Source organism: Sphingobacterium sp. UBA7631 (genome assembly GCF_002483935.1).
GTDB classification, from domain to species: Bacteria; Bacteroidota; Bacteroidia; order Sphingobacteriales; family Sphingobacteriaceae; genus Sphingobacterium; species Sphingobacterium multivorum.
Genome location: NZ_DLIX01000010.1, coordinates 285,255 through 309,263 on the forward strand (window position 1 = coordinate 285,255; position 24,009 = coordinate 309,263).

A 24,009-nucleotide genomic window follows, 5' to 3' on the forward strand; every position below is an offset into this window, starting at 1 on the left:
AGACAATCTTTTATGGATTGTCTTGGTACTTATGGGGTATCCTTTTTATTTGATTTTTTTAAAGCGGAGCCGAATCGAATTGCCGATGACAATTAAGTCTGAAAAGGCCATGCTAAGGGCTGCAAGCATAGGTCCGAGAAAGCCAACCGCGGCAAGCGGTATGGCCACAATATTGTACGCGAACGCCCAAAAGAGATTTTGCTTTATCGTCAATAGGGTATGGTGACCAATTTTCAGCAGCTTTTCAATAGATTTGAGCTCATTGTTTAATAAAACCACCTTTGCCGATTGGATGGCAATATGTGTCGAATCGCCAAGCGAGATGCCAACATCGGCAGCAGCTAATGCAGGAGCGTCATTGATACCGTCACCAACCATTGCGGTAGGGCCATTCTTTTTGAGTTTGAACAAGATTGCTAATTTTTCTTCTGGCGATTTGTCCCAATATACATCTGCAATACCAAGTTTCTGTGCTGTGCGTTCACATTTGCTTTGTCGATCTCCACTCAAAAGAATAGGCCGTATGCCTCTATCTTTGAGGTATTGGATCAGTTCCTTTGCGTAGGGCTTAATCTGATCTTCGAGGACAATGCCTGCAATTACAACGCCATTGATGGTTAAGGTAAGGTCGTAGCGATTGGAGTAATCTTTTTCGCCAAGTTTTGCATTACAAATGGAATAGTTATTTCCATTTGTGTCGGTCGCAAAGATTCCTTTCCCTTTTATTTCATTAACTTCCTTAAAGATAATGCGGTAAGATTTTATCTCCTTGAGCTGTTTTCGGATCGACTTGGCGATCGGATGGCTCGAATAACTCTCCAATTGTGCGATGATCGATTCGACTTGCGATTGTTCGATACCAAAGGTCTGAATCGCTTTGATATTAAAATCGCCTGTCGTTAGGGTCCCCGTTTTGTCAAATACCATCTGTTTGAGATCGGACATCTCCTCGATGGTGCTTCCGCCTTTGATCAGTATTCCACTTTTTGCAGCTCTTCCCAGGCCAACCATGACAGCAGTAGGTGTGGCTAGCCCCATAGCGCATGGACAGGATACAACAAGGGTAGCTATGGCATTCATGAGGGATTGCTGCAGCGGCAATTGTGCGATAAAATAAGTAACAAAAAAAGTGAAAAATGATATCGTCACAACGATTGGAACGAAATAAGCGGCTACTTTATCACCGAATTTTTGAATAGGAGGCTTTTTACTCTGCGCATCTTTAATTAATTGGATAATCTGATACAGTACACTTTTAGACCCAACTTTGGTCGCCACGATTCTGATATTTCCTTCGGTTAGTAAGGTACCGCCAATGACGGCATCATACTTAAGTTTTTCAATAGGTAGACTTTCTCCGGTTAGCATAGATTCGTCCACCCAAGCCTGTCCTTCCAAAATATCGCCATCAGCGGGGATGAGATTTCCAGAATTTACCTTTAAAATATCACCGGATTTAATTTCTCGGGCTAATAGCTCGACTTCTTGGTTATTTTCAATTTTGATAGCGGGTATATCTTGATATTTAACCAGCTCTTTGATGGCTGATGTGGTTTTGGTAACGGCTCTTTTTTCGAGGACATTTCCCAAAAATACCAATGTTATGATTGTTGCACATGTTTCGTAGAACTGGTAATCATGTCCTAGATTATAATATGTACCAATGAGACTATAGGCAAAAGCAGCTGTAGATCCAATAAAGATGAGTACATCCATATTGGGCATTTTGTTCCAGATGGAACGAAATGCACTGATGCCAAAATAGGAAAAACCAATGATGTAAACTGGGGCACAAAGCGCGAGTTGGATAAAGGGATCATGCAGAATAGGTAAATTCGTAAACATGTGACTCCACAAGGGTATCGTAAAGATGAGGCAGCAGAGGAACTTAAGCTCGATAGATTTCCAAAAGCTAGGTTTCTTATCCTTACCCTCCATAACTTTGTACCCCAAAGACTCAATGCCTTTTACCAGCACAGGTATTTGTTCCAGCGGTATCTCCGAAAATTTCACTTCATCTGATGCAAAATCGACATAGATATCCTTAGCACCGTTGTTTTCTAGGTATTTGTGGATTGAAATAGCGCAATTTGCACAGTGCATTCCGCTTACGTTAAGTTCAGTTTGCACGTTCGATTCCTTCATTTAATAGCATGTAATGTCTTTAGGCAAAGATAGCTATTTCCTGATAATGCTTTTTACGTAAAGTAAAATTGTTTAGTTTAGCAAGCCTGTTTGAAGCCATTTTATATGAAATATCGTGAATAGTGAATGGGAGAACATTAAATTTGACTAGATAGACAACTTAAGCTTGTGTAAAAAATGACAAAACCGATTTCAATTTCTTTTATCGTCCGAATTATATTGTTGATTGCGCTAACGGCATCCTTTGTTCAATTTGAAACCTTTTATAAGCAGCGGGAGATCATCCGGAATATGGCATACGGCTTAAATACTTTTCTAACAGCTAGTGTCCTGATCTCCATTGGTCATTTTATCCTTGTAAAACTATACAATAGCCGAAATGAGCAGCAGGTTGTACGGGGTAATTTTGTGCTTGGAATTACGCGTGTCGCCACGGTAGGCAATGTCTTTTTCATTATTGTCAGCCTAATGATAGCGGTTGGGATTAACCCAAAAGATTTTATCACCAGCATGACAATTGTCGCAATGGCTATCGCTGTGATTTTTAGAGAATACATCACGAATATGATATCTGGTTTGATTATTATGTTTTCGGATCAGTTTTCTGTAGGCGATCGCATAAAAATCGGCGAATATCAGGGGAAAATCGTGGATATCACGCTGGCTAATCTGGTTGTGCGCGATGAAGATGACGACGCTGTGATGATTCCCAATAATTTGGTGTTTACTGCAACGTTGGTCAATAAGACCTCCCAAAAGTCAAATAAAATTGTTGTAAAATTCGAATTGCCGATTGATCGCTCGTTTGCAGTGGCGGAATTGGAACAGTATTTAAGTCCATTATTACAAAAAAATCCAAATTTAGATCATTCCCAAGGTTTTACAATTAAGGTCGCCGATATGACTAAAGATTATATCAAGTATAAAGTTGAGGTTAGTGCAATCTCGTCCAGCAATAAAGTACATCAACAGGTACAAAGCAGCATATTAAATGAAATCCTGCAGTTTACGAGACTGTAGGGTCAAATCTTTCTTACTTTGACATTTTTAACAAAGTGGTGGCTTCCTTTTTCCAAAATAAGATCGGCGCGATATCTCGTTGGCAAAATGTTTTTAATTAGATTGGGCTTATTAATTTCGTTCCAGATATTTACAGCCATGGTGTGACTTTCATCAGCTGTCATATTTGCATATTTATGGAAAAATGAAGCCGGATTTTGAAATGCAGTGGCACGCAGTGACTCAAATCGATTGGTATACCATTCAATAAGATTTTTCTCGCTGGCATGTACATAGATTGAATAATCAAAAAAGTCGGAAACGAATACGCTATGTCCCTTTCGTGGTCGCTGGGAATTGACTTGTAATACATTTATCCCTTCTACAATAAGGATGTCGGGTTGTTCAATCACTTGTTGCTGTTCGTCTGGCAACACGTCATAGACCAGGTGGCTGTATACTGGAACCGTAATTTTTGGAGCTCCTGATTTCACTGCTGAAAGGAAATGAATCAATCTTTTAGCATCATAGCTTTCAGGAAAGCCTTTTCGGTTTAGAATACCACGTTCGATAAGATATTGATTTGGGTAAAGAAAACCGTCTGTGGTCACCAAATCGACCTTCGGTTTGGACGGGAGTAAACTAAGCACACGTTGTAGCACACGGGCTGTCGTACTTTTTCCCACAGCAACCGACCCAGCTATACCGATGATATAAGGCAGTTTGCTCACTTCCTTGCCAAAGAAGCGGTTTGTACGCTGGTGAAGACTTTGGAAACGATCAATATGAATCTCAAGTAGATGACTCAAGGGAAAGTAGACTTCTTCTATTTCCTGATTTGTCAAGGGTTCATTCAGTGCATGGAGATTTTCCAGATCTTCGACACTGAAATTGTGCGATACTTTTCCGTTTAAATTTTTCCAGTCTTCACGTTTGATCGATCTAAAAGGCGAGTCTATTGCTATTTGTGGATCCAATTGCATTGTTTGCTTTATTTTTATTCCAATTATCTATATTGCAGGACAAGTAACCTTTTCTATTCGATTCTAGGAGCTATTAAAGGTCTTTTTTGCGCGGACAAATATAAATAGTGTTATCCGTTATCCCAAGAAACATTATAAATGATTTGAAGTTATTACAATAGGATTTGATAATATCTTATGAACGGGGCACTTTTCAGCAATTTTGAACAACCGTTGCTTTTGCACCTCATCTAAATCTCCTTTAAATCTGATAAAGCATTGTATATAGGTCGTTTGCTGCTGCTCACTTGTTTGCACCTCATAAGATAAACGCACCTGTACTTCTTCCAGCGGCCAATTTTTGCGGTCCGCATACATTTTGACGGTAATGGCTTTGCAGCTGCCTAAGGATGATAACAGTAATGGAGTAGGGTTTATGCCCTGATCTTCACCGCCTATATCTTCAGGTTCATCGACCGTTATTTGATGCTTACCGTATTGTACTGTCGTTGTATAGGGGATTTTCCCTATTGAAACGATTACTTCATTGTCCATAAGCGATAGAAATTAGGATTCAACGTCTTCTAATAGACCTTCAATGATAAGGCTTCCAGTTGCAGGATTTGTTGCCAAAGGGACATTGTAAAGATCACATACACGCATAAGCATTTGAATATCTGGTTCATGTGCATGTTTTCCTAGTGGATCGCGAAAGAAAATAATGCCGTCCACTTTTCTTTCGGCGGCTAAAGCTGCGATCTGTGCATCACCGCCCATGGGGCCACTTAATTTCAATTCTACAGGCAGTCCTGTCTGCCTGACATAAGAGCCTGTAGTACCTGTGGCAATGATATTGGCGCGCTCCAATAATTCCTGGTGGTCTTTGACAAATGCGACCATTTCAGGTTTTTTGCCGTCGTGGGCTATTAGTGCGATTGTTTTTTTCATCACAATATAATAATTTGTAAATAGTTGACATTGTTATAACAGCAGACCTTTCTGTAGTATAAGTATGTTATTTAAAAAATATGTATGAGATAATTATTGCTGCGATTACACCGGCTAATTCGGCTAATAATGCACATGGTAAAGCATGCCTAGTACGTTTTATGCCCACTGCACCAAAATATACGGCGAGGACATAAAAAGTAGTTTCTGTCGATCCTTGTATAACACAAGCAACCCTGGCTGCGAAGTCCATTGGACCTTTGGCATTCATCAAATCGACCATAAGTCCACGTGCACCGGAGCCGCTGAGCGGTTTCATAAAGGCTACCGGTAAAGCGTCTACAAAAGATGTGTCTAGACCACATAATGCGATGGCTTTGGAAATTCCAGCGACCATATAGTCCATCGTTCCTGATGCTCTGAATACCGCAATACCAACAAGCATGGCGACAAGATAGGGGATTATTTTTACAGAAACTTCGAAGCCCTCTTTGGCACCTTCAATAAATGAATCGTACACATTTACTTTACGAAAAAGAGCCAAACCTATGAAAGAGGTAAATAAGCTGAATAAAATAACATTACCAAACACTTTGCTGAATATTTCAATTTCTGTTTGTTGCAGTCCCGAAAAGTAATAAAGTAGTCCGCCGATAAATAATCCCATTGCACCCAGGTATCCTAGAATTACACGGTTAAATAAATTGATTTTTTGATAGATGGAAACGAGAATCAAAGCCACCAATGTGGAAAAGAAGGTTGCGATCAAAATTGGCAGAAATACATCTGAAGGGTCTGGAGCACCAGCTTCCTTCCGATAAGCCATAATTGAAATAGGCAATAGGGTTAAGCTAGATGCATTGAGCACAATAAACATGATCTGTGCATTGGTAGCGGTTTCCTTATTGGGATTGAGCTCTTGGAGTTCCTTCATCGCTTTAAGGCCCAATGGCGTTGCCGCATTATCTAATCCCAACGCATTAGCCGAGAAATTCATCAGAATTGAGCCAAGTGCCGGATGATTTCTGGGTATTTCCGGAAATAGTTTATGGAAAAAAGGGCCCACGATTTTTGCAAAAATATTGATCATACCGCCTTTCTCGCCAATTTTCATAATTCCAAGGGCAAAACTCATCATGCCGATCAGCCCTAAAGAGATTTCCGCCCCCGTTTTTGCACTGTCAAAGATTGAATTTACAATTTGCTGAAAGATTTCCGTATCTCCGAAAAAGATTAGTTTTACAAGGGCTACGGCAAATGTGATTAAAAAAAATGCAACCCAAACGTAGTTTAATGCCATATAGATTTAAAATATGCGTAAAAGTAATCTTTTAGAACTTATCCATCAACTGGCTCCATGGATTTTTCTTCTTATTTTGACTCTTTTCCTTAATGAGGTGTGCAACGATATAATCCAATGTATCCTCGTGCTCACTGATCATTTTATCGGATAGGGAAATCAACTTCTGTATATTATTGGGCGAGGCTGCATCTAGCGACGCATTGATACTAGACAAGTTGGAGGGCTCTATGCGCAGATAATTTTGTTGCTTGCCATTATTTTGGAATAGTTGCCGAATAAAAAATTCGGTACTCTCGGAAGATGCACTTGTCATAATGTCAACTAAAGCGGGGCCGATTTGTATAGCAAGTTTCTTCTTAAAATGTTCGTAGTTATAAGCTGTCTTTGACATTCCCGTACCTAAGGATACCATAAACATGTCGTTTATCTGCGTGCTGTTAAAAGCCTTTAAAACTTCAAGTAAACCACATATGGAGGGGTTTTGAGCAAACACACCGCCATCAATCAACGGATATCTTGTTTTTGAAAGGGAATAGATCTCTGCAACAGGAAAAAATGTGGGCGCAGCGGATGTCGCCTTGCAGACGTCTTTGAGGTAGAAATCCCGTGCTTCGCCATGCGTAATTGCTTTTTGCTGCCTGAAAAAATGATTTTTCCGTAATTCAATGTTATATGCAGTGATGATACATGGTTTGATAAGATGGCTCAATTGTGCATTTTGAAAATATTCATCCAGGACATTCGATAATGGATTCGACGAATACAGCTCACTGACCAGACCAAATCCACTCAGAAATCGACGCCATTTGGAGGCCGTGAAAATTTCAGTTCCATGGTTGACGAATAAGTTTAACGCATCTCGAGCTGAAAATTTAGGATGCGCGGGATTGCCTTCTTCTGGATACAAGAGAATGCTCGTTAGAATTCCGCCGCTGCTTGTACCTGCAATAAAGTCAAAGTAGGAGGCAATCCGTGCATTAGGATCCATCGTCTGCTTTTGCAACTTCTCTTCGAGAGCCACAAGAACCATTGCAGGAATGATACCCCGGATACCACCGCCGTCAAGCGCGAGAATATTCTTCATAAGCTAAAAATTGATTTAGTTAACGATATGTAAATATAATAAATGTCTACAATTGGCAGGAGTCATATATTGGTGACAATTGTCAGCGATCCTGTGCTTCAATGCATAGCGAATCTATTTGTAAATACTTTTACAAATTTGCCCTAAACAAAAAAAGCTGCCTCAATAAAATTTGAGACAGCTTTTTTAGCTAGCATAAATACCGATTTAATTAAACCAAGCAAATACTTCGTCTTTCGTTGGCATATTGATATCCAGTTTAAGTTTTTTACGCATACCACCAAGGTCATTAAAAACCTTGTTCGGATTGGCTTCTTTTAAAGCTTCAATGGTTGTAAAGCCCATTTTTTGTAATGCGGGAACCCAGGCTGCAGGAATACCTTGTTCTTCATAATCTTTTACTTCTGCTACTTTGACGACTTTTTCAGGTCTCATTTGTGGGAAGAAAAGAACTTCTTGGATTGACGCATTATCGGTCAAGAACATGATTAAACGGTCCATACCGATTCCAAGTCCAGAGGTCGGTGGCATTCCATATTCCAATGAACGAAGGAAATCCTGATCTATAAACATGGCTTCATCATCACCTTTTTCAGAAAGACGTAATTGATCTTCAAATCGTTCACGTTGATCAATTGGATCATTAAGTTCTGAATAAGCATTGGCAATCTCTTTTCCACAAACCATCAGCTCAAAACGCTCGGTTAAATCAGGATTATCTCTGTGTTTCTTCGTTAAAGGAGACATTTCTTTTGGATAATCCGTAATGAATGTCGGCTGGATGTAGTTTCCTTCACATTTTGCACCGAAAATTTCATCAATCAGTTTGCCTTTACCCATGGTTTCGTTTACATCGATGCCCATTCCTTTGGCAGCGATACGGATTTCTTCTTCAGATTTTCCAGTAATATCAAATCCAGTGAATTCCTTAATGGAATCTGTCATCGATATCCGTTTATATGGTGCTCTAAAGTCAATTTTATGTTCACCGAAGGTTGCTTCAGTCGTACCATTTACAGCCAACGCACAATGTTCTAACAAACGTTCTGTAAAATTCATCATCCAGTTGTAGTCTTTATAGGCTACATAAATTTCCATTGCGGTGAATTCCGGATTGTGGGTGCGGTCCATTCCTTCGTTACGAAAGTTTTTAGAAAACTCGTATACACCATCAAATCCACCAACGATTAGTCTTTTTAGATAAAGCTCGTTGGCGATACGAAGATATAATGGAATATCTAAAGCATTATGATGCGTGATGAACGGACGTGCCGCAGCACCGCCTGGGATGGATTGCAGGACCGGTGTTTCTACTTCCATATATCCAGCGTCGTTAAAGAACTGACGCATCGCATTGAAAAGCTTCGTACGTTTGATAAATATGTCTTTGTTACTTGGATTTACGATCAAATCTACATAACGCATTCTATAGCGTTGTTCTGGATCTGTAAACGCATCAAAAGTTTTACCTTCTGCCGATTTAACAACAGGTAGGGGGCGCAGCGATTTGGATAAAACAGTAAATTCTTCTACGTGTACTGCAATGGCCTCGGTTTGTGTCGTGAAGACATAGCCTTTGATACCAACGATATCGCCAATATCCAATAGCTTTTTGAAAACTACATTGTAAAGGTCTTTATTCTCATCAGGACAGACATCGTCACGCTTTATATAAGCTTGAATACGTCCGGTTGAGTCTTGAATTTCAAAAAATGAAGCACTACCCATGACACGACGACTCATGATACGTCCCGCAATGGTGATGTTCTTATAATTCAATTTATCTCTATCGTAATTTTCTAAAATATCAGCAGCATGTGCATTGACGACAAATTCGTTGGCTGGAAATGGATCAATTCCCATATCCAACAACGATTGCATCGCTTGTCTTCTAAGTTGTTCCTGTTCGGATAATACAGTACTCATTCGGTATGAATAATATTTAAAATGTGAAAATCACGCAAAAATAGCCATTTTTTTCAATTCTTTTTATGGATTTTTTTTGAAAACGCTGTAGCGAAAGGAAATGGCATTTCGTTATATGGATAAAAATAGTTAAATAGTGATATTATTACAAGGGGACATTCGGCTATTTGATGTTGAGTTTTATAATTTTAATTTCGTTATCTCCTCGAAAAAAACGTTCATCTTGAAAGGGAGAATTCGATAGATTGTTTACATGGCATATGTTATTGATTGCATATGAAAGGCAATTTGTCTAAGTTTGAAACTTAATAATTAAATGGTTTAAGTGGGTATAATTCGGTCATATTTTTATAACAAGAAGCTATCATCTTTACAGGATGCCTTAGAACGTTGCTTACGCGATCGTGAGGACGGCAAGGCCTTCGTTTATAAGAAGTATTATGGTTATCTCATGGCTATTATTATTCGTTATGTTAAACAGGATGTGGACGCGGAAGAGCTTGTAAATGAAAGTTTTGTTCGGGTATTTCGGAAATTAGAATCATTTAATAGGGATATTGATGATGAAAATCTCGAAAAATCATTTAGAGCCTGGATAGGGCGAATTGCTGCCAATATTTCGATTGATTTTTTACGAAGTAAAAAGCAGTTTTATTCGGTTGAAGATTTGGGAGAAGGGGATATGCATACTCCAGCAGTACAATTGGACAGTCGACTAGAGGTCAATGAGATTATGCGTCTGCTCGATCAGCTCCCCGAAATTCAAAAAACTATTTTTAATCTCTATGAAATTGAGGGTTATTCGCATGATGAAATAGCCCAAATGCTTAACATACCAGATAGTACGTCAAGGACTTATCTGACGCGAGCGAAACAAAAACTTAGAAAATTATACTTGGATTATACAGGCGTAGTTCAAGAAATAAGATAAATAGTGTTGTTACGATGAAAGACAATAAGAAAAAGGAATTGATAGAAGAGATCATTGGACAATTAAAGGACCATGAACTACCTTATAAAGAAGGTTCCTGGGAGAAATTTGCCTCAAGTTATGGCGTTTCAGCACATCGTTCTTCGAATTGGAAATACTGGAGTGCTGCTGCGGCCGTGTTATTGTGTTTTGGTGTGGGGTATTGGGGGCTAAAGAAGAATGTGGAGACTGATTTACCGGAAGTAGTGTTAACACATCTGCCGGAACGAGAAGATGTGTTAGGCGACAACAAAGATTTAAAAGAATCCATCCAGCGTTCATTATCGGATATTAGGGGCGGTAGGGCTTTAAGTCCAGAGGTATTAGCACTGCAAAAGCCCTATACCTATTCTGTACCAACGGCTCATCCGACAGAAAGTTTGGGTAATCACCACTTGATATTAGGTGCTGGGCGATTAATGCAGGGGCAGGATGTGACTGTATCAGCCGATTTAGGAAGACTGCAGTCCATGCAATTGAAAAATAATTCATTTTCAGCGCAGGTTGGCGTACCTGATAATGAAGCGGAACGGGCAAGCGCGTCAACAAATAACACGTTGACGAATAAAACCGTTATTGCATCGACCAATTCAGGGCTAATCCCGCCTGTTAATCAAACGCAACGTGACGCTGTAAAACTCGCGCAATTGTATGATGCGCAACAAGGGAGAACAAGAACTAGTGTTGTTCACACGAACATTCCTCAAGATAAAAAATGGGAAATGGGCGCTTTTGTATCCCCAGCCTCTACATCGGAAAGCATAACGCTCGGTGGTGGGGTCGCGCTAGCCTATAATATTTCGAGCAAAGTAAGTCTTCGTTCAGGAGCTTCCATTCAACATTATGGAGCTGTTTCGGGTAATTCACCCATTACTCCTGCAATGGGATCAAATTCTCTTAATGCAGATGCGCCAAATTATATTTCTCAATCGAATTTGAATAATTCCTTTGCGATGCGGGCAGCAGATGCAAAAGATGCAAAGAGTAATGAACGGGTTTCAGGTAAAATCCTAACAGTTGATATCCCATTGGATGTTAGATACGCGATAAACAAGAATTTCTATACCTCAGTCGGTGTATCCTATGTTGGTGTATTGGATCAGGAACGGGCAACGATCTATGAAACAAATAATACGGAGTACAGACAAAAATCTCAAGACAAAAATGTTGATGATAAAGGTGTGAACGGCTTTATTAATTTTTCAGTTGGTCGGAAACAGAAAGTTGGAAAATTATCCATTTCTGTAGAGCCTTATTATAAAGCTCCAATCGGAAATTTGAAATCATCCGATTTGAACTATAGCAACGGGGGAGTGAAAATAATTACTAGTTTTTAAATAGCATAATGTTATAAAAAAAGCCGCAGTAAGCTTGAAGTTTACTGCGGCTTTTTTTATAGTCTGCAAATTGGGGTTTATTAAATTTCATCAACGCGAACCCAACCCATTCCTGCGGCTTTCGCACCTTCAACTCCAGGGGTCCCGTCTTCGTAGACCAGGCATCTTTCCGGAGCAATATTCAATTGAGCAGCTGCCAAAAGAAAGGGTTGTGGTGAAGGTTTTCCCTCAGCTGTATCTCCAGCACAAACCAGTATTTCCAAATCATCCCATACACCAATGGTGGTTAATGTCATGGATAAGGTTGTTCTGGTTCCTCCTGAAACGGCAGCGATGTGTTTTTTACCTTTCTGATATTTTAGATGTTCAACAACGTAATCTACAGGCTTAGTCTTGAAAACATACTCGTCTCGAAAAATAGTAGACTTTAGTGTGGAAAATTCTTGATAATCGAAATCTACCTCATAGCGTTTGCTGATTTCCTCTGCAACAGCCACAGTGGGCCATCCGGCAGTTTCATCAATCAAATTGACATCCAACTCGACTCCGTATTGTTTGGCTGCAGCTTTATAGGCTTGTTTATGTGCGTCCATATTATCTGCCAGGGTACCATCGACATCAAATAATAGTGCGTCGTAGGATTCGGCAAGAAGGTTTAGTAATTCAAATTTTCGTTGTGATTCAGGTGACATATACTTTTAATAGTGAGCAGTAAAAATAAAAAAATATAATTGGACGAGCAAAAAAGAAGCCTTTCCCTTGTTACAAGGAAAGGCTTCTTGCTGTTAGCTCCGTGGGGATTCTTCACAGAGGCAGCGTATAATTAGTGTGAACTTAAATTTTTCGCTTTCTCTTCATCGAAATTCGCTTCTAATTCAGCCAATTTTTTCTTACCGTATGCCATACGTGTAATCACAACGAATAGTACCGGAACGATAAAGATCGCTAGGAGTGTGGCTGCAGTCATACCACCAAATACCGTCCAACCGATTGTTTGGCGAGAAATTGCTCCAGCTCCATGAGATAGCATTAATGGAATAATCCCCAAGATGAAGGCAAAGGACGTCATGATAATTGGGCGTAGACGCAATTTTACAGCATCTAATGTCGCTTCATAAAGGTTCATCCCGATATCAACCCGTTCCTTAGCAAACTCCACAATTAGAATCGCATTCTTGGCAGCAAGTCCAATGATGGTGACCAGACCAATCTGTGCATAGATGTTATTATCCAATGTAGGGATTAATGTTAGGGTTAATATGGCCCCAAATACACCTAAAGGAACAGATAATAAAATAGAGAATGGTACAGACCAACTTTCGTATAATGCGGCTAAAAGCAAGAACACAAACAGGATACACAACGCAAAAATTTGGACAGTTTTTGATCCCGATTGCATCTCTTGCAGCGACAGACCGGAGAACTGATAGTCAAAACCTTCTGGTAATGTTTGTGCAGCTACTTCTTGTAAGGCTTTCAAAGCATCTCCTGATGAGTAACCAGGGGCCGAACTACCATTGATCTCGATACTTCTAAAGATATTGTAGTGATTGATGATCGAAGGCATAGTCATCAATTCATACTTAACCAGCGTACCCATAGGTACAGGGTTTCCCGACACATTATTGACATACAATTTGTTGATGTCTTCAATATTCATACGGTACGGGATATCAGCTTGTGTGACGACACGGTAACTACGACCATACTTTGTAAAATCATTCACATAGCTACTACCCAAATAGGATGATATCGTCGAATAAATACTGGAGATAGGCACGCCCATGCGTTTTGCCTGTTCGCGGTTCACTTCCAATTTGTAGTTGGGAGAGTTGGTATTAAATAGGGTATAAGCCATTCCAATTTCTGGACGTTGGTTGGCAGCCATCAAGAATTTGCCGACTGTCGCTTCGAAATCTTTGATATTTACCGTCTGTAAATCCTGTACCTGCATAGAGAAACCTCCAGATGTACCTAGACCCGGAATTGCTGGTGGCGTTACCGCCAACACCCTTGCTTTGGTATAGCCCTGGTATTTACCCATAATCATACCAGCGATATCGTTTGCCGTGCGTGTACGGGTTTCCCAAGGTTTAAGCGAAACGAACACTGTTGCACCATTGGATTTAAACGCGCGGTTCAAAATATTGATACCGGAAATTGCAGTAACATACTTGATTTCTGGAAATGTCTTGTGTAGATCGGCTTCAATCTCTTTAAGAACTTCATTTGTACGCGCAGAAGAAGAACCTTCTGGCAATGTAATACCGGCGAAAAATGCACCACCATCCTCTGAAGGAATAAATCCAGTTGGTTTGGTTGTAAACATCCAGCCTGTTCCGATAAAAATACATAACAGAATAATCAATACCAGTGGTGCTTTTTTGATAGCCTGTTTTACACCATTTGAGTACCTGATGGTCACTTTTTCAAACCAAATATTAAATTTGTAGAAAAATTTATTCAAACCTTTAGCGCCTTCATGTACTGCTGTCGGCTTTAATAAAATTGAACATAATGCTGGGGTTAACGAAAGTGCGATAAATGCAGACAGCATAACGGATACTGCAATGGTGATTGCAAACTGTTGATATAATTTACCAACCATTCCAGGGATAAAACCAACCGGAACGAATACCGCAGCCAAAATTAATGCAATTGCAATAACCGGAGCAGTGATATCGCCCATGGCACGACGTGTCGCTTCTTTTGCATCCAGTTTATAATGGTCAATATAGTGCTGGACGGCTTCCACCACAACGATGGCATCATCCACCACAATACCGATGGCCAATACAAAGGCAAGCATGGTCAGGTTGTTGACCGAAAAGCCAAACATTAGGAAGAAGATGAAAGTACCGATGATGGATACGGGGATTGCCAGTACGGGAATTAATGTTGCTCTCCAGCTTTGAAGGAAGAAAAATACCACGACCGTTACCAGAATCAATGCTTCAACCAAGGTGTGGATAACCGAAGAAATAGAGGCATTCACAACCGACACCGTCTCATAACTGATCGTATAATCTACATCCGTTGGAAAAGATTTCTTTAATTTTTCCAAAGCATCGACAATACCTTTTGCGGATTCTACGGCATTTCCTCCTGGGGTTTGATTGATCATCATCGCAGATGAAGTCATACCATTTACGGTAGATGATGTACCATAATTAAATTGACCCAATTCAACACGCGCAACATCCTTTAAGAGTACGATAGATCCATCTTTATTGGTTTTTACAACGATGTTTTCAAAGTCCTCGGGATTTGAAAGATCACTATCGGTAATGATCGGATATTCAAATACCGTCGAAGACTCTTGTGGACGTCCACCAACGCTACCACCAGGTATACGGGAGTTTTGTTCGGCAATTGCTGTGGATACATCAGCAGGAGTCATGCTCAGGTTGGCTAATTTATTTGCGTCAAGCCACACGCGCATCGAGAATGGTTGCCCGAAAGCCGTTACATCACCGACGCCTTTCACACGCAAAAGTGCATCTTTAACGTATAAGTTGTTGTAATTGGCCAAGAAATTTTCACTTCTAGTTCCTTTTGGTGAAGTTAAAGCAACCAACATCAAGATATCGTTATTGGCTTTACGGGTTGTAATCCCCAAACGTCTTACCGCTTCCGGAAGGGCTGGTTCAGCGATTCCCACACGGTTTTGTACGTCTAAGGTCGCAATATCGATATCCGTACCTACTTCAAATGTCACCGTAATTGTTGCTTGACCATTTGACGTACTATTGGACGACATATAAATCATGCCAGGTGTACCATTGATCTGACTCTCGATAAGAGTTGTCACGGTTTGTTCAACCGTCTGTGCATCAGCTCCGGTGTAATTGGCCGTAACCGTTACTGTTGGAGGTGCAATAGAAGGATACTGGCTAATTGGCAACGTGGATACTGCAATGATCCCGATAATTGAAATCAATATCGAAATAACGATTGCGGTAACTGGCCTCTTAATAAATACTTCTGAAATCATTCTATATCTTTTAGATTCTCTTTAAAAAATTAATGGTGTTATTTTCCTTGAGGTGCGCCTTTTGCAGCCTGTTGGGCAGCGACAGCAGCGTCAACTACTTTAACTCCATTTTGGACATTCATGGCACCATCGACAACGATTTTCTCACCATCTTTAACACCTTCTTTGATCACAATTTTGTCACCGGCTTTAATACCTAATTTTACTTGGCGAATTTCAGCTTTACTGCTATCATTTACGGTATAGAGGTTAAATACGCCAAGCTGTTCGAAAACGGCTTTGTAAGGAACCACAACTTCTTCCGTAGCTGAGGTTGTCGATACATTCATCGTAATATTCATACCGGCCCGCAATTCGTTGGCATTGTTGGGGAAAGTAGCGCGCACTTTGATCGTCCCGGTTGCAGGGTCAACTGCGCGGTCGATGGTTGTGATTGTTCCTTTACCTTCATACGTACTTCCATTTGGCAATACAAGAGAAAGATCCGATGATGAATGGCTACTTTGCAGTTGGGTAAATTTGGTAATATCCTTTTCATTTACCTGAAATTCAACAGCTATTGGGCTAGTTGAAGACAAGGTATTCAATAGGGTCGTACCTGGATTGACCAAGGCGCCCAAACGTACCTGTGATATTCCTACGGTACCACTAAAAGGAGCCCGAATGGTCGAACGCGATAAGTTTGTATTCGCGGTGACCAAAGCTGCACGAGCAGACTCTACCTGTGCCTGCGAAGCGGCTACATTCGAAACTGCATTGTCAAATACCTGCTTCGCAATCGCATCTTTATCGGCTAATGTTTGGTAGCGCGCTAGATCTCTTTTTTGGCGGTCCAAATCCGTTAGTGCTACCTGTAAGCTTGCTTTAGCTTGTTGGACAGCCGCATTGTAGCGTGTTCCATCAATTTCATAAAGCGCTTGTCCTGCGGAAACTACTGCGCCGTCAGAAACATATATTTTGGTGATATAGCCGCTTACTTCCGCATATAGATCTGCTTCGTTCAACGGTTTGACTGTTGCTGGATAGCTGATTGTACCTGTAACAATCTCATGTGATGCTACGCCAAAGCTGACAGGAACAACTTTTTCAGCCTGAGCCTGTGCTGCACCTTGCTTTTTTGCATCCTTATTTCCACAAGAGGTCCATACTAATGCCGTCCCAAGGAAGAAAGCGAATAATAATTGTCTTTTATTCATGATTTGTATTAGTTTCCGTTTATTAATTAATTTGTGTGGATTGCCCCAACTGCTTTCTGAACATCTAATTTACTTGATAATAGTGCATAGAGGGAGTTCAAATAATTAAGTTGCGTTGTTTTGAGATCAGTTTCTGCTGTCATTAGATCGAGGTAAGTTTTGATACCTTCGTCATATTGAAGTTTGATGGTCTCGTATACTTCTTTGGAGAGTTCCACATTTTCTTTAGCTGTTTTCCAATCATTTAAGTTAGCATTATAGGTTGCTCTTGCCAGCGAATACTCTGTGTTAATGCTATTTTCTAAATTTTTGATGTCCCAGTCAATTCTTTCTTCCTGCAATCTGGACTTATTGATTTGTTTTTTACGTTTAAATCCGTCGAAAATTGAAAAAGAAACATTTAGGCCGGCAACTGAACCCGGGAAATTATCGGAGTAAAGTTTACTAAATTTATCATTTCGATAGTTGAAAGCGTAATTATAAAAAGCACTTACACTTGGTAAATATGTCCATTTATAGTATTGCGTGCTCAACTGCTGGATTTTTTTGGATGTTTCCAATTGTTGGAATTCAATTCGATTAGAGACATTTATTCCAGCAGTTGTGTCTAACAAAATTTCTGATTCCATATTGCTATTGTCAAAGGATAGCGTCAAATTTTTGCTTTTATCCAAAGCTAGCAATTGTTTGAGGTATTCGTATTTATATTTGCGAAGCTCAACCGTTCTTTTCTCGTCTGCATTCGAATTTGCCAAAGCAATTTGTGCTCGCTTATAGTCGGTCTTATCGACTAAGCCCACATCGTATTGAGATTTTGCATCTTTCAATTGTTTTTGGAGGCGAGCGATATTTTCTCGTACAATCTTGATCTGCTCTTCCGAAGTTAGGATATCATAATAGGCTTTGCTGACCTCTACAACAGCGGTGATCTTTTTGTTCTCCGTATTTTGTTTATTGCCAAGACGTACCAATTCTGCCGCTTTCTTCGCCTGCATTAGCTCTGGATTTAGGATCTGTTGATCCGCTTGAAGCGTTAATGCACTTGCATTGTTCTGCCCCATTTTGATATTATTTCCGCCAATATTTGCTAATGGAACAATGACATTATAATTATAACTTCCTTTTAGACCCAATTGTGGATACCAACCTGAAAGAGAGATGTCAATATCCTTTTCACCGATGGTCTCGTCCAATTGCGCTTGTTTTACAGCGATTTGATTACGTAAGGCGTAATCAATCAGCTGCTGAAGTGTTGCATTTGCCGGCAAGTTTTCAGATTGCTGTTGTGCAAATCCTGTATTACTCAAAAGCGATAGGGCCGCTAAGGAATAAACGATTTTATTAAACTTCATATATGTAATTAATTATTTTTTTCTCTATTAATAGCCCCATCCCAAATAATCCCCATTAAGTCCTCCACATTTTGTTCGGAAAACTTGAGATCTTTAAATTTGATGCTGTGAACAGTTGATAGTGCCACGCCAATGTAACTTGCCACCAAAAGATGGACATCTACCTGCTTCAAAATTTTTCGATCAATGCCTTCCTGTAAAAAATCAACAACTTTGTTTTGCCCCCCCACAGGTTCTTGTATCTCAGCTTTGTTCTTCTCGTAATAAGGAGAGGAAAAAAACTGCTCAAAAAAACTAAAGATGTGCCCGTTCTCTAGATAGAACTTGACAAAGTTGCGCCAAATATGAAAAAATGAGTCTTTATAGTCGAAATCATCTTTTATACCATCAAAAATATACTCATTGAGTAGTGTTCTACAATGTTTGAACAAACCAAAAATTAGATCGTCTTTTGACGGGAAATAATGGTAGATAGTCCCAATTGCTACATCAGACTCTTGTGCGATTTTGCTCATCGGCGTTCCATGGAAGCCGTTTGTTTGTATAAGTTTTAGTGTGCTGGCAAATACTGCCGCAATTTTTTCATTGGAATTCATCAATCGAACGTTCATTCGGTTGCAAAATTAACGATTAATTTGGATCCAAAATGTCAGAATATTGTTATAAATCAATAAATATAAAACGATTTGAATCAATAATACAATAAGGAAAAAGAGATGAAATTGTTTTCGTATTTTTATTTTTTTTGATCGGTGGAGGGGAGGTAGAGGTGAAGGATCGCAAATAGAAAAGCGGTGATTNNAATCACCGCTTTTCTATTTGCAACCTTTTAAACTTTTCTCAACATCTTCCAAAGGATATAAATTTTTCCCTTTGTTGATCTTGGTATTGATATAGGTTAATACATAAGCGATATCAATTGCGGAAAGATTTGAAGCGGGCATGGTATTATTAAACTTTTTACCCGCAACTTCAAGTTCACCAGAAGTTCCGTGCTTGATGATGCAAGCAAGATCTTGACGATGAGTTTGCAGAAAGGTGGTATCGGTTAGGGGCGGATAGAGATTGCCCAATCCTTCACCTTTCTCTCCATGACAATTTTGACAATGTGTTCGGTATACCTTTTGACCGTTGACCGCATATTGCGCAGTTTTGATATCAACTTCATGCTGACAGCTTATCAAGACCGCTAAAATAGCACCAATTGTTATACCTGTTTTTAAGAGAATGTGCATGTTATTTTTTATCCTTGCTCAAGAGTAAAGGTAAGTCGTTCATCAGTTTTTTTACTTGCTCATCATTTGTACCGTCGTAGGCGCCCCGAATTCGCTTATCTTTGTCTATTAAGACAAGGTACCCCTGATGATCGTAACCTCCAGGCGCATTTTTATCTTCAGCGGTATAAACCAGGTATTGATTGGCTAGACCATATATTTCTGCTTTAGTCCCCGAAACAAATTGCCAGTGATTATTGGTTACACCCAATTTATTGGCATAATCTTTCAGTACGTAGGGTTGATCGTATTTAAAGTCTATACTATGGGACAGGAAACGAACTTCTTCATTATCCTTGTATTGCTGGTATATCTTTAATAGGTTGCGATTCATCGTTGGACAGATACTTGGACAATGGGTAAAGAAGAAGTTGGCGATATATACTTTACCCTCAAAATCTTTGTCTGAAATCATTGTACTATCCTGATTGAGCAGTTTAAAAGGCGGAATAGTATGATAGACTGTATCTACGATTTGTTTTCCATCAACTGTTTTTTCTACAGCTTCTCTTTCGCCATAGATGGGTAAGCTTGTCTGGCTATTGTTTTTACAGGAAAATAAACCGAGTAAAAGACCAGTTGCGCAGTAAAATTTAGTTATGGATCTCATGTATTTAATAGTTTTGTTTGTTAAAGCTTGATTCCATCTTTACACGAACAACTTAATGTTAACCTAAAGAGGGGCGGACTGTGTTATTTGAATTTTTGGATTTAAAAATTCTTTAATTTGTCTTGGCTTTCTTTAGCAACATTATCAAATATTTTTTTCATATCACTTACTTTTTGAAGCTCTGTTTCAAAATATTTAACATCTGTTGAATCTGGGTTATATCCTTTCATCCAGTCCATCATATGGTCTGTAGCACTTTCTAAATTAGCTTTCAATGTGCTTAGCTCTTTTCTTGTTAAATTGGTGTCTAAATCAGCCTTAGTTGTTTTTAGGTTTTTTAAATTTGCCAAAATAGAATCTATCTTAACAACATCGCGGTCGAAATGAGCGATTTGAGGCATAATTTCATCATGTATCTTAATAGTTGAATCTTGCAGGGCTTTTACACCTGTTGCACCATTTCCCTGGGTTCCACATGCTGCTATTGCCAAGGATGCGATAGCTACAAACGCGATTTTATTCATGTTTTATGTTTTTTGGTAATTGGACAAATATATTAATTTCTTATGGCTCAATATTTCGATTTCTGGAAGGGAATGTAAAATTCAAGTCACGAATATAGGTTTCACAACGTACCGTGGCACAGAGGTCACCAGACTTATCTTTAATTTCCAGGGTAAAATCCTTAACTACTTTGCCTTTTGTGCGGATAATATGGGCACATTCTTCAAGGATTTCCTCTGAGAGTTGCACAGAATATTCCACGCTGGTTTTGCCGGGTTTCTTAAAGGTGATCTGTGATGATTTTAACCAAGCAACGGTTTTCTTAAAGCCAATTTTTTGAAGGTATTGGTCGATTAGGATAGGGAAGATGGGGTCTGCTGCAGAAAAGATTGTTCCACCAAAGAGTGTTTTGTTGGTATTGATGTTGAATGGTGTTTTATATATTTTTACTTTGGCACCTTGGAAGCCAGGACTAATTTTTTTTACCCAGATTCCTTGAAATAGAAAGGGCGGGTAAATACGTAATAGCCATGTTAAGGCAAGTGGACTATATCTCATGATGCAAAAATAAAACAATGTGTCGGATTATTTTTCGAAATCTTGGTTTTATAGCTTCACTATGGTATTTTTACAGATCAAAAAACCTAAAATGTCAACAATAAAAGAAAAACAACCCAATAAAAAAGTGTGGTTACTGGTTATGATTGCGTCACTGGGCTATTTCGTCGATATCTACGATTTGATTATTTTCTCCATCGTCCGTATTCAGTCCTTCACTGATATTGGCGTCCCTGCGGAAGAGATGCGGGTAAAAGGTGAATTTGTGCTCAATATGCAAATGGGCGGTTTGCTGTTGGGTGGAATTCTTTGGGGGATTATAGGGGATAAATTTGGACGTTTAAAAGTGCTTTTTGGATCGATTCTTTTATACTCTGTAGCGAATATTGCAAATGGTTTTGTACATGATGTGCTTATGTATGGTATTATTCGTTTTATAGCGGGCGTTGGTTTGGCCGGAGAACTGGGGGCGGGAATTACCCTGGTTTCTGAAAGTATGCATAAATCAAAACGCGGTTATGGGACCATGTTGGTTGCCGGTGTCGGTGTTTTAGGCGCTATATTGGCCTATTTTGTCTCGGAAGAATTTGACTGGCGGACGGCCTACTTTGTCGGTGGTGGAATGGGCTTACTGTTGCTATTGTTGCGCATTGGCTCTTTTGAATCAGGATTATTTAAGGAGCAAGATAAATCGGGTGTTGTGAAAGGGGATATTCGCATGCTTTTCACAAATAAAAGCCGCTTAAAACGGTATGTCAACTGTCTATGCATTGGTCTTCCAATCTGGTTTGTTGTCGGTGTTTTGGTTACTCAAGCTCCGGAGATCGGCAAGGCCTTGGGGGCTGCAGGTACACTGAGTGCTGGTCAAGGGGTGATGTTTACCTATATCGGTATTTCTATCGGGGATGTACTGGCAGGAATATTCGCACAGATTTTAAAATCCCGCAAAAAAGTGGTGTTTATATGTCAATTAATTATCATTGGAAGCTCACTATGGTATTTATTGAGTGATGGTATTACAGCGACGAAGTTTTTAAGCCTTGCCTTTATAATGGGCTTAGGAGTAGGGTATTGGGCAACCTTTGTGACTATCTCAGCGGAACAATTTGGTACAAATCTTAGAGCAACTGTCGCAACGACGGCCCCCAATTTTGTACGGGGTGCACTCATTCCGTCAACAATGCTATATGGACTTCTAGTAAATGCATTTGGAATTGTGCCAGCAGCAATTACAATGGTTGTCGTTCTTTCGGGTATAGCAATTTATTCGTTGACCCAGTTAGAAGAAAGCTTTGATAAAGATTTAGACTACCTGGAAGAGTAGTCAATAAATAGCTATTTTTTTCGTCCCGGACATTTTTTACAGCGTTTGCCTTCTTTATATTTTTTGCAACACTTTTTAAAGCAGGCACAAGAAAAGTCAGAAAAAGGGTTCATAGCCGTATTCCGAAACTGAAACAACCCAGCTTTATTTTCTGACTCATCGATCTCCAACACAGATTCAATAACTTCGTTCATAATACAAAGTTACAATTTGTTTAAAACAATTCTAAATAATAGAATTGTTTTTACATTTTTTTGATCAGATTTTCAATTATTTTAGGGAAGTACTGATGTTCGAGTTGCTGTCCTTTAAATTTAATAATGTCTAAAGTATCGTTGGGATCCACTTTGAATCGTGCTTGGTATATAATTTCCCCCTCGTCGAAATGTTCATTTGCGAAATGGATCGTAATGCCATGTTCCTCTTCCTTATTGGCCAAAACGGCTTTATGTACATGGTCACCATACATACCTTTGCCACCATATTTTGGTAGGAGAGCAGGATGTATATTTATAATTTGATTTGGAAATGCTTTCAGCAGGTTATTTGGAACGAGCCAAAGAAAACCCGCCAAAACAATCAGATCAATATTTAAGTTTTTAAGAATGTTGACAACGTTGTCGGTTTTGTAAAATTCGTCACGATCAAATATATGTGCAGGTATTTCAAAATTGTCGGCTCGTTGAATAACGTAAGCATCAGGGTTATTGGATAAAATCAAGGCAACCTCAGCTTCATCTGAATACTTGAAATGTTCCATTATTTTTTGAGCATTGGACCCTGAACCTGAAGCAAAAATAGCAATTCGTTTTTTCACGATTAATAAGTATTAATAGATTTGATCGATTTAAAAATTAGCCCAAACTTACGGATTTTTTGTAAAAAAACTAAAATAATAGTTGACTGAAGCGCATTTTTAAGTATTATTGATTAAAATTAATTGAATAGTCACTGTTGGTTTAAATTTCTTTAACATGAGGTTCCTTTGTTCCCTATTTTTTGTAAGTGTATTTTTCTTATTTAAACCTGTTTTTGCACAGGCACCCAAAACACTTCCATCGTTTACTTTTGAGGAGGTCTATCAGGCCAGCAAGTTTAATTCAGACAGGCTTCCAAAATCGGGCTATATTGTGTTGGATTTTTACGACTCGGGTTGTGGCCATTGCCAGAAAATGGGGGCTGGTATCGCACGCAATTTGTCCAAATTCAAGAATGTATCCTTCTATTTTATCTCCATGAATGATAAGCCTTATGTCGATGGATTTATTAATATGCATGCGAAGGCATTGAAAAGTGCCCCAAATGTCAAATTCTTGTTTGATGCTGGAACTCAATTTATTGAAAAATTTAAGCCAAGCAATTACCCATCGCTCTATATCTATGACGCAAAAACCAAAGTATTGGTACAGCATTTGGACGGCGAAGACGATGTAAACAAGTTGTTAAAAGCTTTAGGTATTACAGGTTAAATGTTTAAAAATTAACAATAAAAAAAGAACGTCCGACAGTACTGTCTGACGTTC

General features: G+C 39.3%; 22 protein-coding genes. 5 read left to right on the top strand and 17 right to left on the bottom strand.

All coding sequences use genetic code 11. The features are described from left to right. Positions 1-45: 45 nt before the first annotated feature. Positions 46-2,145 carry a heavy metal translocating P-type ATPase gene (locus tag B3P16_RS17575; RefSeq protein WP_286843745.1) on the bottom strand — a complete coding sequence of 700 codons (2,100 nt, stop codon included), beginning with the start codon at positions 2,143-2,145 and terminating at the stop codon, positions 46-48. Between the two features lie 177 nt (positions 2,146-2,322). Between B3P16_RS17575 and B3P16_RS17580 the strand changes: the two genes are divergently transcribed. Next, on the top strand, positions 2,323-3,165 hold the full coding sequence (locus tag B3P16_RS17580; RefSeq protein WP_286843747.1) for a mechanosensitive ion channel family protein: 843 nt from the start codon (positions 2,323-2,325) through the stop codon (positions 3,163-3,165). Between the two features lie 2 nt (positions 3,166-3,167). Here B3P16_RS17580 and coaA read toward each other — a convergent pair whose 3' ends face one another. From coaA to lysS, 6 genes are all read right to left on the bottom strand, one after another. Beyond that, the gene (coaA, locus tag B3P16_RS17585) at positions 3,168-4,127 is read right to left on the bottom strand and encodes a type I pantothenate kinase (RefSeq protein ID WP_286843749.1); all 960 of its coding nucleotides are present in this window, start codon (positions 4,125-4,127) and stop codon (positions 3,168-3,170) included. A 132-nt stretch (positions 4,128-4,259) separates the two neighbouring features. Beyond that, positions 4,260-4,661, bottom strand: a complete 402-nt coding sequence (locus tag B3P16_RS17590; RefSeq protein ID WP_286843750.1) for an OsmC family protein — start codon at positions 4,659-4,661, stop codon at positions 4,260-4,262. A 12-nt stretch (positions 4,662-4,673) separates the two neighbouring features. Next, positions 4,674-5,054 carry a methylglyoxal synthase gene (locus B3P16_RS17595; RefSeq protein WP_046673562.1) on the bottom strand — a complete coding sequence of 127 codons (381 nt, stop codon included), beginning with the start codon at positions 5,052-5,054 and terminating at the stop codon, positions 4,674-4,676. Positions 5,055-5,121: 67 nt separating this feature from the next. Further along, positions 5,122-6,354: a nucleoside recognition domain-containing protein gene (locus tag B3P16_RS17600; RefSeq protein ID WP_046673561.1), complete on the bottom strand. Its 1,233-nt coding sequence runs from the start codon at positions 6,352-6,354 to the stop codon at positions 5,122-5,124. 31 nt (positions 6,355-6,385) lie between these two features. Beyond that, a complete protein-coding gene (locus B3P16_RS17605; RefSeq protein ID WP_286770452.1) occupies positions 6,386-7,441 on the bottom strand; it encodes a patatin-like phospholipase family protein in 1,056 nt (351 codons plus the stop codon). A 207-nt stretch (positions 7,442-7,648) separates the two neighbouring features. After that, positions 7,649-9,367 (bottom strand): lysine--tRNA ligase, encoded by a 1,719-nt coding sequence (gene lysS / locus B3P16_RS17610; protein WP_070568858.1) that lies wholly within the window; start codon positions 9,365-9,367, stop codon positions 7,649-7,651. A 325-nt stretch (positions 9,368-9,692) separates the two neighbouring features. On the opposite strand from lysS, the gene B3P16_RS17615 reads away from it, so the two are divergent. Continuing rightward, complete coding sequence (locus B3P16_RS17615) at positions 9,693-10,298, top strand: RNA polymerase sigma factor (protein WP_046673558.1); 606 nt, start codon at positions 9,693-9,695, stop codon at positions 10,296-10,298. Positions 10,299-10,312: 14 nt separating this feature from the next. Beyond that, a complete protein-coding gene (locus tag B3P16_RS17620; protein ID WP_070568854.1) occupies positions 10,313-11,674 on the top strand; it encodes a hypothetical protein in 1,362 nt (453 codons plus the stop codon). 80 nt (positions 11,675-11,754) lie between these two features. On the opposite strand, the gene B3P16_RS17625 is transcribed toward B3P16_RS17620, so the two are convergent. The 9 genes from B3P16_RS17625 to B3P16_RS17665 all read right to left on the bottom strand — a co-directional run bounded on the left by B3P16_RS17625 (position 11,755) and on the right by B3P16_RS17665 (position 21,162). Next, positions 11,755-12,366 carry an HAD family hydrolase gene (locus tag B3P16_RS17625; protein ID WP_286843752.1) on the bottom strand — a complete coding sequence of 204 codons (612 nt, stop codon included), beginning with the start codon at positions 12,364-12,366 and terminating at the stop codon, positions 11,755-11,757. 131 nt (positions 12,367-12,497) lie between these two features. Then, positions 12,498-15,668 carry an efflux RND transporter permease subunit gene (locus tag B3P16_RS17630; RefSeq protein WP_070563807.1) on the bottom strand — a complete coding sequence of 1,057 codons (3,171 nt, stop codon included), beginning with the start codon at positions 15,666-15,668 and terminating at the stop codon, positions 12,498-12,500. A 38-nt stretch (positions 15,669-15,706) separates the two neighbouring features. Further along, positions 15,707-16,864 (bottom strand): efflux RND transporter periplasmic adaptor subunit, encoded by a 1,158-nt coding sequence (locus tag B3P16_RS17635; RefSeq protein ID WP_286843754.1) that lies wholly within the window; start codon positions 16,862-16,864, stop codon positions 15,707-15,709. A 26-nt stretch (positions 16,865-16,890) separates the two neighbouring features. Further along, positions 16,891-18,216 carry a TolC family protein gene (locus B3P16_RS17640; RefSeq protein WP_046673553.1) on the bottom strand — a complete coding sequence of 442 codons (1,326 nt, stop codon included), beginning with the start codon at positions 18,214-18,216 and terminating at the stop codon, positions 16,891-16,893. A gap of 8 nt (positions 18,217-18,224) precedes the next feature. Continuing rightward, positions 18,225-18,812 carry a TetR/AcrR family transcriptional regulator gene (locus B3P16_RS17645; RefSeq protein WP_053003616.1) on the bottom strand — a complete coding sequence of 196 codons (588 nt, stop codon included), beginning with the start codon at positions 18,810-18,812 and terminating at the stop codon, positions 18,225-18,227. Between the two features lie 219 nt (positions 18,813-19,031). Beyond that, positions 19,032-19,451, bottom strand: a complete 420-nt coding sequence (locus B3P16_RS17650) for a c-type cytochrome (RefSeq protein ID WP_070563810.1) — start codon at positions 19,449-19,451, stop codon at positions 19,032-19,034. A gap of 1 nt (position 19,452) precedes the next feature. After that, a complete protein-coding gene (locus B3P16_RS17655; RefSeq protein ID WP_070563813.1) occupies positions 19,453-20,100 on the bottom strand; it encodes an SCO family protein in 648 nt (215 codons plus the stop codon). A 101-nt stretch (positions 20,101-20,201) separates the two neighbouring features. Continuing rightward, the gene (locus B3P16_RS17660; protein WP_070563816.1) at positions 20,202-20,624 is read right to left on the bottom strand and encodes a hypothetical protein; all 423 of its coding nucleotides are present in this window, start codon (positions 20,622-20,624) and stop codon (positions 20,202-20,204) included. Positions 20,625-20,664: 40 nt separating this feature from the next. Next, entirely contained in the window at positions 20,665-21,162 is a 498-nt protein-coding gene (locus B3P16_RS17665; RefSeq protein ID WP_070563819.1) for a PaaI family thioesterase, read from the bottom strand. Positions 21,163-21,253: 91 nt separating this feature from the next. On the opposite strand from B3P16_RS17665, the gene B3P16_RS17670 reads away from it, so the two are divergent. Then, on the top strand, positions 21,254-22,486 hold the full coding sequence (locus B3P16_RS17670; protein WP_070564477.1) for an MFS transporter: 1,233 nt from the start codon (positions 21,254-21,256) through the stop codon (positions 22,484-22,486). Between the two features lie 244 nt (positions 22,487-22,730). Here B3P16_RS17670 and purN read toward each other — a convergent pair whose 3' ends face one another. Then, entirely contained in the window at positions 22,731-23,303 is a 573-nt protein-coding gene (gene purN, locus B3P16_RS17675; RefSeq protein ID WP_070563826.1) for a phosphoribosylglycinamide formyltransferase, read from the bottom strand. 157 nt (positions 23,304-23,460) lie between these two features. Between purN and B3P16_RS17680 the strand changes: the two genes are divergently transcribed. Beyond that, entirely contained in the window at positions 23,461-23,955 is a 495-nt protein-coding gene (locus B3P16_RS17680; RefSeq protein WP_286843756.1) for a TlpA family protein disulfide reductase, read from the top strand. The last annotated feature ends 54 nt before the right edge of the window (positions 23,956-24,009 follow it).